Annotated in this window: 16 protein-coding genes and 1 tRNA gene; 2 read left to right on the top strand and 15 right to left on the bottom strand. The window is 51.7% G+C overall.

The annotated features are described in order from the left end of the window. From PsB1_RS11525 to PsB1_RS11500, 6 genes are all read right to left on the bottom strand, one after another. Window positions 1–1,113 (bottom strand): tetratricopeptide repeat protein (locus PsB1_RS11525; RefSeq protein ID WP_284361735.1); only part of this gene is annotated, 1,113 nt, incomplete at its 3' end. A gap of 137 nt (window positions 1,114–1,250) precedes the next feature. Next, complete coding sequence (gene panB, locus PsB1_RS11520; RefSeq protein ID WP_284361732.1) at window positions 1,251–2,075, bottom strand: 3-methyl-2-oxobutanoate hydroxymethyltransferase; 825 nt, start codon at window positions 2,073–2,075, stop codon at window positions 1,251–1,253. A 9-nt stretch (window positions 2,076–2,084) separates the two neighbouring features. Next, window positions 2,085–3,395 carry an O-acetylhomoserine aminocarboxypropyltransferase gene (locus tag PsB1_RS11515; RefSeq protein WP_284361730.1) on the bottom strand — a complete coding sequence of 437 codons (1,311 nt, stop codon included), beginning with the start codon at window positions 3,393–3,395 and terminating at the stop codon, window positions 2,085–2,087. Between the two features lie 138 nt (window positions 3,396–3,533). Next, window positions 3,534–4,640 (bottom strand): DUF5694 domain-containing protein, encoded by a 1,107-nt coding sequence (locus tag PsB1_RS11510; RefSeq protein ID WP_284361728.1) that lies wholly within the window; start codon window positions 4,638–4,640, stop codon window positions 3,534–3,536. 49 nt (window positions 4,641–4,689) lie between these two features. Beyond that, window positions 4,690–6,102 (bottom strand): dihydrolipoyl dehydrogenase, encoded by a 1,413-nt coding sequence (gene lpdA / locus PsB1_RS11505; protein WP_284361726.1) that lies wholly within the window; start codon window positions 6,100–6,102, stop codon window positions 4,690–4,692. 95 nt (window positions 6,103–6,197) lie between these two features. Continuing rightward, window positions 6,198–6,839: a MarC family protein gene (locus PsB1_RS11500; RefSeq protein ID WP_284361724.1), complete on the bottom strand. Its 642-nt coding sequence runs from the start codon at window positions 6,837–6,839 to the stop codon at window positions 6,198–6,200. Between the two features lie 36 nt (window positions 6,840–6,875). Here PsB1_RS11500 and PsB1_RS11495 point away from each other — a divergent pair, with 36 nt between their 5' ends. Then, window positions 6,876–7,184: a hypothetical protein gene (locus PsB1_RS11495; protein ID WP_284361722.1), complete on the top strand. Its 309-nt coding sequence runs from the start codon at window positions 6,876–6,878 to the stop codon at window positions 7,182–7,184. 31 nt (window positions 7,185–7,215) lie between these two features. Here the strand turns inward: PsB1_RS11495 and PsB1_RS11490 are convergent, their stop codons facing one another. From PsB1_RS11490 to PsB1_RS11455, 8 genes are all read right to left on the bottom strand, one after another. Continuing rightward, window positions 7,216–7,620, bottom strand: coding sequence for a bleomycin resistance protein (locus PsB1_RS11490; protein ID WP_284361719.1), 405 nt, complete (start codon window positions 7,618–7,620; stop codon window positions 7,216–7,218). A gap of 3 nt (window positions 7,621–7,623) precedes the next feature. Then, a complete protein-coding gene (locus tag PsB1_RS11485; RefSeq protein ID WP_284361717.1) occupies window positions 7,624–8,889 on the bottom strand; it encodes a pyruvate dehydrogenase complex dihydrolipoamide acetyltransferase in 1,266 nt (421 codons plus the stop codon). 11 nt (window positions 8,890–8,900) lie between these two features. Beyond that, a complete protein-coding gene (locus tag PsB1_RS11480) occupies window positions 8,901–10,238 on the bottom strand; it encodes a pyruvate dehydrogenase complex E1 component subunit beta (protein ID WP_420887921.1) in 1,338 nt (445 codons plus the stop codon). Window positions 10,239–10,383: 145 nt separating this feature from the next. Then, window positions 10,384–11,358 carry a hypothetical protein gene (locus PsB1_RS11475; protein ID WP_284361713.1) on the bottom strand — a complete coding sequence of 325 codons (975 nt, stop codon included), beginning with the start codon at window positions 11,356–11,358 and terminating at the stop codon, window positions 10,384–10,386. A gap of 32 nt (window positions 11,359–11,390) precedes the next feature. Continuing rightward, window positions 11,391–12,404, bottom strand: coding sequence for a pyruvate dehydrogenase (acetyl-transferring) E1 component subunit alpha (gene pdhA, locus PsB1_RS11470; protein WP_284361711.1), 1,014 nt, complete (start codon window positions 12,402–12,404; stop codon window positions 11,391–11,393). Window positions 12,405–12,468: 64 nt separating this feature from the next. Then, entirely contained in the window at window positions 12,469–12,813 is a 345-nt protein-coding gene (locus tag PsB1_RS11465) for an FtsB family cell division protein (protein ID WP_284361708.1), read from the bottom strand. A 77-nt stretch (window positions 12,814–12,890) separates the two neighbouring features. Further along, complete coding sequence (eno, locus tag PsB1_RS11460) at window positions 12,891–14,183, bottom strand: phosphopyruvate hydratase (protein WP_284361705.1); 1,293 nt, start codon at window positions 14,181–14,183, stop codon at window positions 12,891–12,893. A 93-nt stretch (window positions 14,184–14,276) separates the two neighbouring features. After that, window positions 14,277–15,308, bottom strand: coding sequence for a COX15/CtaA family protein (locus PsB1_RS11455; protein WP_284361703.1), 1,032 nt, complete (start codon window positions 15,306–15,308; stop codon window positions 14,277–14,279). A 224-nt stretch (window positions 15,309–15,532) separates the two neighbouring features. Between PsB1_RS11455 and PsB1_RS11450 the strand changes: the two genes are divergently transcribed. Further along, entirely contained in the window at window positions 15,533–15,787 is a 255-nt protein-coding gene (locus PsB1_RS11450) for a DUF2842 domain-containing protein (protein WP_284361701.1), read from the top strand. Window positions 15,788–15,797: 10 nt separating this feature from the next. On the opposite strand, the gene PsB1_RS11445 is transcribed toward PsB1_RS11450, so the two are convergent. Next, window positions 15,798–15,874 (bottom strand) — tRNA-Pro (locus PsB1_RS11445). Window positions 15,875–16,140 lie beyond the last annotated feature (266 nt).

The raw sequence follows: 16,140 nt of genomic DNA, 5'->3' as shown, positions 1-16,140 counted from the left end.
AGGAGCGCCTGCAACTTGACTGCCCAGCACAGCATCCAAGCGCACACGATTTAGGTTTTTCTGCACCACACACATGGTCAGAGGTACCAGTACGTGCTTGGCAGTTCTGGCTCTAGATGTTTCGATTTCCTTGATTTGACGCTGTTGGGCTTCGGTAATCGCCTTTTGACGCGCCATACTGGCCTGACGTTCTCTCTCAATCTGTGCCAGCATCTCTGGTGAAATGGTACCACTCACGTTACCTCCAGCTGGAAGCGGCGTCTCTATGACTCGAACATTGGGGGGTATTTTGGTTCCGGGAGGGAGCTTAACACCCGGGGGAAGGCGCACAATTCTTGGATTTTCAGGGGTAGCCTCACCACTGGCTCGTTGCTGATCAGCCTGCATCTGTGCGATCTGGTCAGGCGTTGAGCCTGCTTGCGCGTGACCTGGTTGCGTGGGAAATTGTAACGGAATTTTTGATGGGGTGGCTGCCGCATCAATCACAGCAATCGCTTGCCCTGCGCGGGTGCGGACACCTTCGGGTGCATTTACGTCTAATTGCAGGAGCGAATATCCAGATCGCGCCGCTGTTTTATCTCCTGCGCCCCAAGCAACACCTGCAGCCAGTTCACGTGCCAAAGGGGCAAATGCACCCTTACGGTCAATGATTGGCTTCAAACGGGCATTGATTTGATCCCTGGTTTCACTATCTGCAGCAATATAGGCGGCGCGCAGGCGTGCCAAATCAGCTAGATCGGCATCAGCAATCTTAATCGCTGCCTCTTCATAAGCCCCAAGGGCCTCGGCTGGTTTGGCTAATTCTTGTAAAACAGCAGCGCGCTGCAACATGGCTTGGGCAGCAAAACCTGCCGCGCCCGAATGTGCAACCTCTTGGAGGGCGGCTGCCCCGCCGGTTAGGTCGCCGGCCTCTAACTTGGCCAATGCGGCATCATAGGCAATTGCCGCTTTTTCAGTCATTTTTGATTGTTCGCCTTGCCAATATTGCCAGCCAGCACTGCCAGCTAAGCCAAGCACGATGGCGACAATGATAATAGGTCCTGCGCGTTTAACGACAGTTACTGCGGTCTCTTTGCGCAGCTCGTCTTCGGCTTCGCGAAATAAATCAGACACGCTTTATTCTCCGTCCATAAAAAGGATGCTTCACCAATGAAACATCGGGCTATCTGTTTGACGCTAAAGGTCACGGCCACACAGGGCAAGGTTTTGGCTCGCGCGAAACTGCGTCGATTTGAAGGCATTTGCACTTATCAACTTGGTTTTAGCACATAGGTCTCTGCTTGTGCGGGAAATGATCGCGCGCGCACATCCGCTGCGTAGTCTGCGACAGCCTTGTCGATCACGGCCCCTAAGTCTGCATAGCGACGCACAAATTTGGGCGTCCAGTCAAATAGACCCAACATATCGTCGGTTACTAAAATCTGGCCATCACAACGCGCCGAAGCCCCTATACCGATGGTCGGCGCGCGCACCAAAGAGCTAACTTCAGCGGCAATCTCCTCATCGACACCTTCCACCACGATTGCAAACGCTCCCGCCCGATCGGCCGCTAAAGCTTCCCGTAAAACACGGTCTCGCTCGGCTTTGGTGCGACCCTTAGCACGAAAACTGCCGTCCACATTTATCGCTTGTGGACGCAAGCCGACATGGCCCATCACAGGAATTCCGCGCGCGACCAAAAAGGCGATCGTATCGGCGATCCCTTCGCCACTTTCAACTTTAACGGCTTGACACCCCGTTTCCATCATCACCCGGCTGGCAGATCGCCACGCAACTTCATGGCTTTCTTCATAGGAACCAAAAGGCAAATCGACCACAACTAAAGCTTGCTGCGCCCCGCGCATGACTGCCCTGCCATGCAAGATCATCATGTCGATGGTAACCCCGACTGTCGAGCTTAATCCATGAACCACCATGCCCAAGCTGTCACCCACCAACAAGATATCGGCATGAGGGTCCAATAGCCTTGCAATGGGTGCCGTATAAGCCGTTAGACAAACGACAGGTTCCCCACCCTTATGGGCGACGATATCACAGACGGTTTTGCGTTTACGCGTTTGGATTTGTGCACTCATGCACTGCCTTTACACTGCGGCGAGTGCTTGCTCTAGGTCTGAGATGATATCAACTGCATCTTCAATGCCAATCGAGACCCGAACCACATCTGGCCCTGCCCCTGCGGCTGTCTTTTTGTCATCACTCAACTGGCGGTGTGTGGTGGAAGCTGGATGGATGACCAAAGAGCGTACATCACCAATATTGGCTAAATGGCTAAATAGTTTGAGCGAGGCAACAAACTTGATCCCAGCTTCATAACCGCCTTTGAGGCCGAAGGTGAACACGGCACCTGCCCCATTTGGGCTATATTTTTCCTGCAACTTCTTTGAAGGGTCATCGGGCAAACCAGCATAGCTGACCCATGCGACCTTGGGCTGGGATTTCAAGAATGTTGCGGCTTTGAGCGCATTATCACTATGCCTTTGCATGCGAAGGGGCAAGGTTTGTGCGCCGGTTTCGATCGCCCAAGCGTTAAAGGGCGATATGGCCGCACCCAAGTCGCGCAAGGTAAACACACGCGCAGCGATAGCAAAGGAGATATTGACCGCAGCACCTTGTGGCCCCAAGCCAATAGCACCAAACACGTCATGGATCTTGAGCCCACCATAAAAGTCCAAAGGCTCGGTCAGGCTTGGCCAACGCTGTGGGATTTTACCCCAATCAAATCGCCCTGAATCTACCAATATGCCACCAATGGAATTACCATGGCCGCCAATAAATTTGGTCAGAGAATGAACAACAATATCGGCCCCCCACTCAATTGGGCGCACCAGATATGGGCTGGCCATTGTGTTATCAACGATTAAAGGGATGCCCGCTTCGTGGGCTATTGCGGCGATGGCTTCAATATCGGTAAATATGCCCGAAGGATTGGCAAGGCTTTCTATAAAAACCGCCTTAGTATTGGGGCCGATTGCGGCACGAAATCCTGCAAAATCATCATGATCCACAAAGGTGACGTGCCAGCCAAACTTTTTAAAGGCATGGGTAAACTGGTTGATCGAGCCGCCATAAAGTTGCTTTGCAGCCACAAAATGATCGCCGGGCTGCAACAAAACATGAAACACACTCAATTGCGCGGCATGGCCGGAAGCCACCGCCACCGCCGCTGTGCCACCCTCTAAAGCAGCGATCTTTCCCTCCAAAACATCCGTTGTCGGATTAGTTATGCGGGTATAGATTTGACCAAATTCGGTTAACCCAAAAAGGCGCGCAGCGTGTTCAACATCTTTGAAGACATAAGAAGTTGTTTGATGAATAGGCGTCGCACGGCTGCCAAAGGATGGATCGGGTGCGGCCCCGGCATGGACGGCGCGCGTTGCAAGGCCATGGCTCATGATTTTACCTCCTAAGATCATGGCAATTTAACCGCATTTAGCGCATTCGTCGCATAGGTTTTCTAATGCGATCCGATAGATCAGGCAGGTGGTCAATCGGGCTTCATGCACGGATCATGACGGACCCATGATGTGACTTCAGCGCAAAATCGTTGCTATATCAACCAATGCGACTTCAGGCATCAAATTGAGATACGCTTCGTAATAGGCTTTGTGCGACGCCCCGACCACATTGAGTACCCGACCCCCAGGTTGATTGGCAAAAACAGCGCGAATGTTCGCAGCCATGCGTAAATTGCGTACTTCGAACCAAGCGACATAGCGCCTTCCATAAAGCTCATGCGATGGCAAAGCGAGTGCATCCTTAAAATCAGTGCCAATTAAAGCGCGTTGGGTTTGGGGAAGATTGTAAAACCGATAGGCCGCTAAAACGCCTTCTCCCGTAGTCAACCGGCGACTGATCTTAGGTAATTCTTGGAGCTCTGGAACTGATTTTGCACTCAAACCAGCCCAATGGGCGTTGATCGCAGCCTCATATCCATCTGGAGCAGCTGCAAGAACCGCATCGGAGGTGTGATCATCCACAGCATAGACTCGCGTCAAGCCTAAACGAGCGGCCAGTGCAACCGCTATTTCGTAAGTTTCATTGGGTTTTTTTCCAACGCGACTGAGGATATCGATTAAAGCACTATCAATACCATCACCTTGTTTGCGCTCACTCACTGGCAATTGAAGCCATTGAACCGAAGCTGAAGGGCGCTCCCCGCTAGCAATAAAAAGGGCGGCCAATTGGCGTCGTTGCGCGGGGTTTGGATGTGCTGGCCATGATTTAAGCTTTTCTTCAACTGCAGCGCGCGCTTCAGGTAGCGTCAGGCCAGTGGCTTTTGTCCCGTCCTCTACACCCCAGCAATAATAATCGTAAATGCCAGGGTAGATTTTCTCATGGCGTTGCACCAATTCACACTGCTCTCCTGAGAGACCTTCATAGGTTATGAGGGTAGGATTAAACTTCGCAAGCTTATCCAATAAGGGCTCAAGCGTTTCTGGCGTCACCTGAACGGCCTCTTGGCTCAAATGGGGACTCCCCAGAACTGCGACTTGAGTTAATGGCCCTGTGACTGCGTTACGCCAAATCTGGAAGTCAACGGCAGGCTGATAAGAGGAAAGTTGATGTGCCTGCTGCAATGGTGATGCACAAGCGCTTACTAATAAACTCAACAGCGTTCCAGCTAAGTTTATTCTCATTCTTTGCCCCCTAAATCACCTGTCCTCACGCTTAGATCTTGTCATAAGATTAGATATGGACCACCCTATTATATGCATCCAAAACGGCTTCGTGCATCATTTCTGACAAGGTTGGATGGGGGAAGATGGTTTCCATCAATTGTACTTCTGTGGTCTCCAACGTCATAGCAATGCCATAGCCTTGGATCAGTTCTGTGACTTCGGTGCCTACCATATGGGCACCGAGCAATTCCCCAGTTTTGGCGTCAAAAATGGTCTTAACCAAACCCTCAGGTTCACCTAGCGCAATCGCCTTACCATTGCCGCTGAAAGGGAACTTACCAACGCGCACTTCAAATCCTGCTGCCTTTGCCTTATCCTCCGTTAAACCTATGCTGGCCACTTGTGGATTGGAATAGGTGCAGCCAGGTATACGGGCGACATTGAGGGCATGAGGGTGTAAGCCGGCAATGGCTTCCACACAACAAACCCCTTCATGGCTGGCTTTATGGGCAAGCCAAGGTGCCCCAGTTAAATCGCCAATCGCATAAAGCCCCTTAACATTTGTGGAGCCATTGGCATCTGTAACCACATGGGTGCGATCCATCGTAACGCCCAATGCCTCAAGCCCCAGATTTTCAACATTGCCAACGATTCCAACTGCCAAAATAGCCCGATCGGCTTCGATGGTTTGGGTCTTCCCCCCACTTTCGATGGTGGCGGTGATGCCCCCGGCAGTCGTTTGCAAGGACTTAACATTGGCGCTGGTGATGAGATTAATCCCGCGCTTTTGGAAAGCTTTGGCGGCAAAGCTAGAGATTTCAACATCCTCAACCGGCAAAATCCGATCAAGGGCCTCTACTACCGTAACTTGCGAGCCGAGTGAGCAAAAAAAGCTTGCAAACTCAATTCCGATCGCGCCTGACCCAATAACCAACAGGCGCTTTGGCATGGTGTCGGGCACCAAGGCTTCCCGATAGGTCCAGATAAACTTGCCGTCTGGTACAAGTCCTGCTGCGGGGATGGTGCGTGCGCGGGCGCCGGTTGCCAAGATCACATGCTTGGCCGCGATTGTGCGGGTTCCCCCAGCATTGAGATCGACCTCAACGCTCGGTGCATCGGTTCCAGGGGTTAAGCGCGCGTTGCCTGCAATGACTTCAATTTTGTTTTTCTTCATCAGATAGGTCACCCCACCCGATAATTGCTTGGCCACTTTGCGCGAGCGATCGACAATCTTGGACAGGTCAAAGCTGGCACCCGTTACCGACAATCCATAAGCCTCAGCGTGCTTGATGTTGTCGTAAACGTCGGCGGAGCGTAAAAGCGCTTTGGTGGGGATACAGCCCCAATTCAAGCAGATACCGCCAAGGCTTTCACGCTCAATAATCGCAGTCTTAAAGCCCAATTGGGTGGCGCGAATGGCCGCCACATAGCCACCGGGCCCGGACCCAATTATCACGATATCGAACGTATCACTGGCCATTTGATGCTCCTGCTACAAGCTTGGCGTAGTTGGGGGCCGATTTCACCCCATTTATAGTCATCCTGACTTCGAGACACAAATGAGATCAATCATGATTAGCCGATGCCAAAGGCCCCCTTGACACCATCGACGACGAATTGCGCAGCCAAGGCTGCAAGGATGATCCCAAAAATCCGGGTTATCATAGCTGCAACAGTCGCTCCCATGAATTTGGTCAGTTTTGCCGCGATCAAGAACCCGAATAAACAAAGGACCAAATTGACCCCTACCCCAGCCAGAACCATGGATTGCTCTAAAAAACTATTGCTTTGCGTGAATAACAGCATAATGGATGCAATGGCACCGGGTCCTGAAATCAGCGGGATCGCCAGAGGGAACACGGAAACATCTTCAAAGCGCTCTGGGTGCTTTTGGGCCTCTGCTAGAACTTTCTCATTACGCTCCTCGCGCCGCTCTTTCTGCTTTTCAAACAGCATATCAACGGCAATCAAGAATAATAATGCACCACCAGCCAAACGGAAAGCGTCCAACGAAACTTGAAGTTTTTCCAATAGCCACTGCCCGCCAAATGCAAAGCCAACCAAAACTAAAGTTGCAACCCCAACAGACTTAAAGGCCATTTTCCGTTGCCACGCGCGAGAGGTATGCTGAGTCAAAGTGGCAAACATCGGCGCAACGCCCGGCGGGTCGATCACGACAAAAAAGGTCACAAAGGCGGCGAGAAACGCTTCGAGCATAGCCTGTGCGTAGCGCTGTTTTTTCAAAAGCGCTACATGGAGCGCGCAGCACCAGCTGCGCTCTTTGTTGCCAACGGCGGGCGCAGCTGGTGCTGCGCGTTCCCTTCTACCGTCGATCCCAACGATCTTGATAGTCGCGACGACGCGGCAGATCGTCGGGCAGACGTGAGGGCTTGCCAGCGCGGTCAATGCGCACGGCCTCATGGGTCAAGCGATTGCCTCTATACTCAGATCGCGCGTCCGCGCGCGGGCGGTCATCGCGTTCCCGCGACCCGCCAAACCCAAGCCATATCCGAAATCTCCGCGCCGATGTTATTGAGTGGGAAATTAGCAGACAAAGGTTAAGATAGGAGGAAACCATAAGGCAAACAAATAATTAAGCTGGCCGCTCGCCCAGATTCTCGCAGAATCGGAGCAAATAGCCATCTAGGTCTTGGATTAGAAATTCAGATTGACCATGCTCGACTTCGTCCGCACGATACCAACTTGTTTGCAACGGCTGGAATAGCGGCAAACCTGCTGCGACGATACGGTCTAAAAATTTACCAATGTCTTCAATCTCAATCTGGAGATTGATACCACGCCCAAATGGCCGTTCAAGCATACCGGTTGACCAATGGTTGCCCACTTGCTCCAGCATGATTTGTGCTTCGCCGAAGCTGAGATAAGCAAATCCCTCTCGCTCATATTCAAGGACAAACCCAAGTACCCCAATGTAAAATGCGCGGCTTGCCGTGATATCAGAAACCACGAGCTCAGGAACAAGCGCCGCCCATTTCATGGCCTACAACATCAAGCCAATCGGCTCTTCGATTAAGGCCTTGAACGCCCCAAGCCATGCAGCCCCAATTGCCCCATCCACCACGCGGTGATCACAGGTCAAGGTCACACTCATCACGGTCGCAATCGCCAATGCGCCGTTTTTGACAACCGCGCGCGGCTCGCCCGCCCCGACCGAAAGAATGCAGCCTTGGGGCTCATTTATAATGCTCATAAAGCTCTTAATACCCATCATACCAAGGTTGGAGATAGAGAAGGTGCCGCCCGTATAATCCTCTGGCATGAGTTTACGCGTACGGGCCTTTTCGGCCAAAACCTTCATCTCGCCAGAAATAGCGGCCAAACCCTTTGTTTCCGCTTTACGGATAACTGGTGTTATCAAGCCGCCCTCAATTGCGACAGCTACTGCAATATCGGCGTGATGATGGATCAATAGGCCGTCAGGGGTATAAGAAGCATTGGCCCCCGGCACGCGCTTGCATGCCAAAGCCGCAGCTTTGATCACCAAATCATTGACCGAAACTTTAGCATCTTGGGCTGCACCCACCACATTGAGTTGTTTGCGTAATTCCAGCAATTGATCGATCTCAAGATCAATAGTGAGCGGGAAATGCGGCACATCGCGGAAGCTTTCAGTCATCCGGCGCGCAACCGTTCGGCGCATCCCGTCAAGAGGCACTATATCATAGGTGCCAGCCGCATAAGGCAAGGCAGTGGGTGCGCTTGGGGTGGCAACCGGTGCAGCAATTGGCGCTTGGGCAACTTTTGACACGCTTGGCGCTGGCTTTGGCGCACCGGCCATCGCCGCTTCGACATCAACTTTTACAATCCGGCCATGGGGCCCACTGCCCGAGACGCCCGCCAAATCTATCCCTGCGGTTTGGGCGATGCGCTTAGCCAAGGGCGACGCCATGATGCGTTCACCTTTAGAAGTTTCAGTAACGATTTCTGCCTTACTCGCAGGCGGGACACTTGCTGGCGCTACACTTGGCGCAGGTGCTTGCGCTGGTGCAGCAGATGAAACAGCCCCCTCACCTTCAATCCGCGCAATGACGGCATTGACCTTGACCCCTTGGGTGCCTTCAGCCACCAAAATCTCTAGCACTTTGCCTTCATCAACGGCTTCCACTTCCATGGTAGCTTTATCGGTCTCGATCTCGCATATGACATCGCCCGATTTCAGCACATCGCCCACTTTGACGTGCCATTTAGCTAATACGCCTTCTTCCATGGTCGGCGACAAGGCAGGCATCAAGATGTCGATAGCCATGGGCTAGCTCCTCAGCGATTGGTGACGGCGCGGGCCGCCGCAACGATATCTGCCACATTCGGCAGGGATAGTTTTTCGAGGTTGGCAGCATAGGCCAGCGGCGTATCTTTTTGATGCACACGAAGCGGGGGGGCATCGAGATAGTCAAAGGCAACATCCACAACACAAGCCACCACTTCAGCACCAACCCCCATTGGGCCCCATCCTTCCTCAGCGGTCACCAAACGATTGGTCTTCTTAACCGACGCGATAATGGTTTCGGTATCAAGTGGCCGCAGCGTCCGCAGATCAACCACTTCGGCTGAAATACCCAAAAGCGCCAATTCCTCTGCGGCTTGAAGCGCAAAGCCTACCATGCGGGAATGCGCAGTAATGGTGAGGTCTGTGCCCTGACGGCGTACCTTTGCCTTACCAATGGGTACCAACCATTCATCCCCTTCAGGAACTTCATATTCAATTCCGTAGAGGAGTTCATGCTCTAAAAAGACCACCGGATTAGGGTCGCGGATCGCTGACTTTAGCAATCCCTTCGCATCCGCCGCATCATAAGGTGCGATGACTTTGAGGCCAGGTACATTGGCATACCAACTTGAATAATCTTGGCTATGCTGCGCACCTACCCTTGAAGCAGCACCATTCGGGCCACGAAAAACGATGGGCGCACTAATCTGCCCACCCGACATATAATGGACTTTTGCAGCAGAATTGATAATGTGATCAATAGCTTGCATTGCAAAATTCATCGTCATGAATTCGACAATTGGCTTAAGACCCGCCATTGCTGCCCCAACCCCCATACCAGCAAAGCCATGCTCAGTGATCGGCGTATCGATCACGCGCCGCTCCCCAAATTCTTCCAATAGGCCCCGGCTAACCTTATAGGCACCTTGATATTGACCCACTTCTTCCCCCATTAAAAAAACATCCGGGTCGCGGCGCATTTCTTCGGCCATAGCGTCACGCAATGCATCGCGTACAGTCACTTTGACCATGGGTGTTCCAACAGGATAGTCGCTCTGGTGGCTAGCGGCTAAGTGAACAGGTGCAGGTGTTGCTGATGCGGCAGGCTCGGCCACGACAGGTGAAGCTGGTGTGAGGGTTTTGGGGGGAAGTTTAGACTGGACATCCTCACCTGAAATGCGCGCTATGGGTGTGTTGACCTTGACGTTTTGGGTACCTGCTTCAATTAAGATTGCTTCGACGACACCATCATCAATGGTTTCAACCTCCATAGTCGCTTTATCGGTTTCGATCTCAGCTATGACGTCACCAGCTTTTATGGGATCGCCAATTTGCACCAGCCATTTGGCTAAAGTGCCCTCTTCCATAGTTGGGGAAAGGGCGGGCATGAGGATTTCAATCGACAATTCAGGCTCCCAATTGTGTTGCTCAGGTCACAATAGCGCGGATAAATCCTAACCAATTGACCGCATCTTAATGGAACAATGACGTCTTCAATGGCCCGAACACGTCTTGTTATTTTTCTTAAGAAATTTACTTCTTTTTTGCCTTTGGGACAGTGGGCTTTTTCTTCCCATTACCACGACTCAATTCGGGAGGGGCCAAAAGACCACCGGGCTTTTGATGCTCATTGAGCTGAAAGCGCACATTGGCATATTCGCGTTCAAACGCCGCTTTGCTGGGTTGAAATACGGCATTGAAACCATCTTGAACGGCCTTTTGCACAGCTTCATAATCATCTTGGCCATTTTCCTGCCGACATGTACGCACCTGATTGATGCGTTGGGGCAAGGCGCGCAATTCTTCCAACTTAGCATTGAAGCCGTTACGTGTGCTTTCAGTTGCGAAGCTTTCAACAGTTAAAGCACCAATCGCTTTTGGGCATCCGGTAACATATTCAGGTGCAGCGGCCGAACCCTTAATTGTCCCAACAAATCGCCCTGTAGGCTCAGTCCAGGTCGACAAGGTGACTTGTGGTGTTTCAGCGACGGCGGAATCAGACTTCTTCTTGGCAGGTTTGGATGGTGGTAATTTGGTGATCCGGTCAATATTGGCAGTCGCAGCCGCATTGAGAGCATTAAACAACTTTACTTCTTCATCGGCTTGATTTGACAGATAATCCCCAAGTTTTGTGCGAATTGCCTCAATGTCGCGGCGGCCATTCTCGGTCAGGCAATCCTCATATGCGTCCCATTTTTCGCGCGCTTGCTCATAGCGCCGCTTTTCACCTTCCACATAAGCTCTACTGGTGCTCTCTTGGATCGCAGCGGCATCCATATCAAAAATGAAAGCGGGACAGGTTGGCTTATAGGTTATAGTGTCAACTTTCTCACCTACAAATTCTCCTGCATGCACTGGAATTTGGCTGGCGGGCGCAGGGGATGTCGTTGACGCACTTGGCTTAGTAGCCGGTTGAGCAACGCCATCAAAGCCAATCAATTGCGTCCCCGTTGCTGCGATGAGCCCGAAGATAGTCTTGGTAATCGCCTTGGAACAATTCGTGTTCATTTTTTCCTCCCACAAAGGCTTGCCTGATAGGCTTAGGCTTCAACATAAATGTGCCGCATAAGTTCGGACGGATCAGGCTCTGGACTTGTTTGAGCGAAATCAGCGGCATCGGCTACTATTTCTTTCACGTCACGATCAATGGATTTGAGATCATCCTCACTGAACAAGCCTATTTCCAAACCATAAAGGCGCAAATGCTCGATCGGGTCGCGGGTGTCGCGCACGTGCTTGGGCTCATCCTTGGGCCTGTATTTAGCGGGATCGGACATGGAATGGCCACGATAGCGATAAGTCTTCATCTCCAAAAGAAATGGCCCTTGGCCAGAGCGTGCATGGTCTAATGCCCGCGCGGCTGCTTCTTTAACCGCTAAAACATCCATGCCATCGACTTCTTCGCCAAGGATTTCAAAACTGATGCCGCGTTTGTACAGCTCGGTTTCAGCTGAGGCGCGCGCCACACTGGTTCCCATAGCATATTGGTTGTTTTCAACCACATACACCACCGGCAGCTTCCAGAGGCTCGCCATATTAAAGCTCTCATAGACTTGACCCTGGTTAGCCGCCCCATCGCCGAAATAGGCCACTGACACAGCCTCATTACCGCGATAGCGGTTCGCCAAAGCCAAGCCTGTGCCTAAAGCAACTTGTGCGCCTACAATGCCGTGACCCCCGAAAAAATTGGCCTCTTTAGAGAACATATGCATCGAGCCACCTTTACCACGGGAAGAACCGCCGATGCGCCCTGTGAGTTCGGCCATAATTTCACGTGGACTCATACCACAAGCTAGCATATGGCCATGATCGCGATAACCCGTGATGACTTGATCACCCGGCTTTTGTGCGCCCTGCATGCCGACAACAACGGCTTCTTGTCCAATGTAAAGATGACAAAAGCCAGCAATCAGCCCCATGCCGTAGAGCTGTCCTGCACGTTCTTCAAATCGGCGGATCAACAACATATCGCGGTAATAGGCCAACGCTTCATCCCGGCTGATGCGGTTGGCTAAGGCCTTGCTGGCGGGCGTTGTGGATTTCTTCATAGCCATTTTTGTACGACCCTTCGATTATGCTTCCCTCATAAGCACAAGCATGCGGGACGTCCAGTTGCGTTCATGGATTGGGGGTCTGCACAGATGCAGTGGCGCCAGATCGGATCGCAGGTTTAGACAGCCTGATCATTATATCATGCGGACCGGCCAGACCTAACTGCGCTATGGCGCGCTCTTCCACATAATCAGAATCCACCCGACCGGGTTGATATCGGGCCAAACGTCTTTCCAGCTCACGACGTCGATTGATGAGAACATCACGCTCTTCCAGTAAAACATCAGCGCGCTTAACATAGCCATGCCAAGATAACACACCTTGCTGACCAACAAAAAAATGCACGGCAAAATAAACCAACACGCCTGCGAACAGATAAGTTGATATCCTAATGCCTTTTAAGAATGCCATGATGAGAAAGCCTTGGATCCTTTCAGAACCCGATCCTGATACTCAAAGCTTTGTGCCTTAAGTTGGTAAATCAACTCTTACCCCTCAACTCGGGAGATTTTTAAGGCACCATGTCCGGCATAAACGGCTTGGCCCTCCAGCATTTCCTCAATCCTGATCAATTGATTATACTTGGCCGTGCGGTCAGAGCGCGCCAAAGACCCAGTCTTTATCTGCCCGCAATTCGTAGCCACCGCAAGGTCAGCTATCGTTGCGTCCTCGGTTTCACCTGACCGGTGCGACATCACCGCCGTATAGCCATTGCGGTGCGCAATCTCAACAGCATCCAAAGTCTCAGACAAAGTGCCAATCTGATTGACCTTAACCAGAATCGAATTGGCCAGGCCATCGCGGATACCTTGGCTGAGGCGAGCTGGATTGGTGACAAACAAATCATCGCCAACCAATTGGCATTTTTTACCCAATAATGACGTCAATGCACCCCAGCCGGCAAAATCATCTTCCGACATACCATCTTCAATCGACACAATGGGGTAACGACTTGCTAATTCTCCCAGCCAAGCCGCCATTTCTTCAGGTGCAAGGACTTTGCCTTCGCCATGCATAGCATATGTGCCATCCTTGAAATATTCACTCGCGGCACAATCAAGTGCCAGAGATACATCTTCGCCAGGTCGATAGCCTGCGGCCTCAATAGCGCGCATGATCATGCTCAACGCTTCATCTGCGGAGGAAAGATTGGGTGCAAACCCGCCTTCATCGCCAACATTGGTGCTATGGCCTGCGTCTTTCAAAAGCTTCTTGAGGGTATGGAAGATTTCCGATCCCATTCGCACAGCTTCGCGAAATGTATCAGCACCCAAAGGCATGATCATGAATTCTTGAATATCAATCGGGTTATCGGCATGGACGCCACCATTAATGATATTCATCATCGGCACTGGCAAAACCCGCGCATTGACGCCGCCAACATATTTATAAAGCGGCTGGGTAGCCGCTTCAGCAGCCGCTTTGGCAACAGCTAAGGATACGCCTAAAATCGCATTGGCCCCCAAGCGCGACTTATTGGGAGTGCCATCAAGCTCAATCAATATGTCATCAATATGGCGCTGATCTTCGGCTTCAAAGCCCTCTAATGTTTCAAAGATTTCGCCATTAATGGCTTCAACCGCATCCAAGACGCCCTTACCCAGATAGCGGGCCTTATCGCCATCGCGCTTTTCAACCGCTTCATGCGCCCCTGTAGATGCCCCCGAAGGTACAGCTGCGCGACCAAATGAACCATCTGCTAAGATGACATCAACTTCAACACTAGGGTTACCACGGCTGTCGAGAATCTCACGGCCAAGTATATCGATGATAGCGGTCATAGGGGGCTCCAGCTTAAAATGCGGGCATGTGTTCGCGATGGGGTTAGCGCGCCAACCCGTCAAAAGCTAGGCTAAACACGCATTCGCCCTATGCTAGACTGCAACGGAGAAGGCTTTGGGACGAGGTTTGATAGACGCGCGCATCAGCATCATGGAGCTGGTAAACAAGATAGCGCCTAACCCCTGATGGCTTATACCCAATAAAACCCCATTCACATGTGGGGGTGTCCAATAGCGGTAACCAATGAGAGTAGCAATGCCTAAAACGATTTGAAATAAGACCAAAAGGGCTACGACTTGCCCCCAAGCCACAACAGAGCGGTCTTTGGAACGGCGCGTTTTTAACCACAACAAGAAGACGCAAAGCCCAATGCTATAGGCGCCAATGCGATGATTAAATTGGATGGTGGCGGCATTTTCAACCCAATTGCGCCAATAAGGCGATAAAGCGGCGTAAGTCTTGGGAAACCAGCCGCCGTCGAAAGTCGGCCAGTCGTTATAAATCATGCCCGAATCGGTGCCCGCGACAAACGCGCCCAACATAATCTGGAAAGCCAATAAAAGCACAAATCCAATCGCCCACGGCGCGATTTGTGGGTCGCCCTCATGGATTTTTCGCGGTGCCAAAAGATTGAGGGCTGTCCACAAGGTCAGGCTCATCAACAAAAATGCCATTGAAAGATGGGTGGCCAATCGATAAGCCGCCACATCCAAGCGATCCCCACTTAGGCCTGAACTGACCATCCACCAGCCGATAAAGCCTTGCAAGCCACCCAATGCCAGCATCGCAATCAGCCAAGGTGCCATCGTTTTACGGATATAGCCCATGGCAAGAAACACGATCAAAGGCAGGCCAAAAGCGAGGCCGATCACCCGCCCCAGCAATCGATGCGCCCATTCCCACCAGAAGATAAACTGAAACTCGGTTAGGCTCATGCCTTTATTTTGCAGCTGATACTCAGGAATTTTCTTATAAAGCTCAAACTCGGCTGCCCATTCTTTCGCGTTGAGCGGTGGGATCACGCCATGGATCGGCGACCAATGGGTTATGGATAGACCTGAATCCGTCAAGCGCGTCGCCCCGCCGACGATGATCATGCACAAAACCAAAGCAACGATTGTCAAAAGCCAGTATCCTACTTTCCTATCGCGAAGTCGCGCGTGCTCCTGTCCATTGATCGCGCCAAGTTGAAAGGATGTAACAGGCTTAAGGGTGGTCATCGGTACAAAACTTCCTATGTGAAATCAGACGTAGGTGCATGAGCCAGCGAGGGCAATTGTTGGGGTGCTGTTCGTGCACCAGCGCCATGGTAGCAGATTAGGAGTCAAATGGATCAAAGGAGACACAAGTGAAAGCGACCTATCGACGCGGTATCGGCATCTTAATAACCTTAGTGGTGTTGATGGTTTATACCTTCTTCGCAGCTTCGGTCGGTAGTTTACTGGCGGACAAGCCATGGTACGCCCAGATTGGGTTTTTTGCAGTCGCAGGCATTGGATGGGTGTTTCCTCTTTATCCAGTCTATGTCTGGATGAGACGCCTAGATCCAGACGAGGCAGCGTTAGAAAAGCCACCGGTGGCAGCGGCTACTCGCAAACGCTAACTTACGAGCGTGGTCGGAGCGGCGGGATTTGAACCCACGACCCCTTGTCCCCCAGACAAGTGCGCTACCAAGCTGCGCTACGCTCCGACCGTTTCACATCATTGGTGTTTGATGCGAGCCGCGCCTATAGCCTTCCCGACCAGATGCAGCAATCGATGTTGTCAGATGTTAAGCACTTGGGCGCTTCATGATTTAATCGAACCAGATGAAATGTCACCTATAAATCTGCTCTGCCACCTGAGACTTGGACCATTTGGAATTAGAGTTTTGTGCCGTAATTTTCCTTGGCTGGACGAGGAGGTTTGGCATGAAAGCATCGAAGTTCACGGACGCCCAGAAAGCGTTCGTCGTGA

Source organism: Candidatus Phycosocius spiralis (assembly GCF_030158815.1).
In the GTDB taxonomy this organism is placed as follows: domain Bacteria; phylum Pseudomonadota; class Alphaproteobacteria; order Caulobacterales; family Aquidulcibacteraceae; genus Aquidulcibacter; species Aquidulcibacter spiralis.
Note: the sequence above shows the minus strand (reverse complement) of the source record. Positions and strands in the feature narration are given on the sequence as shown.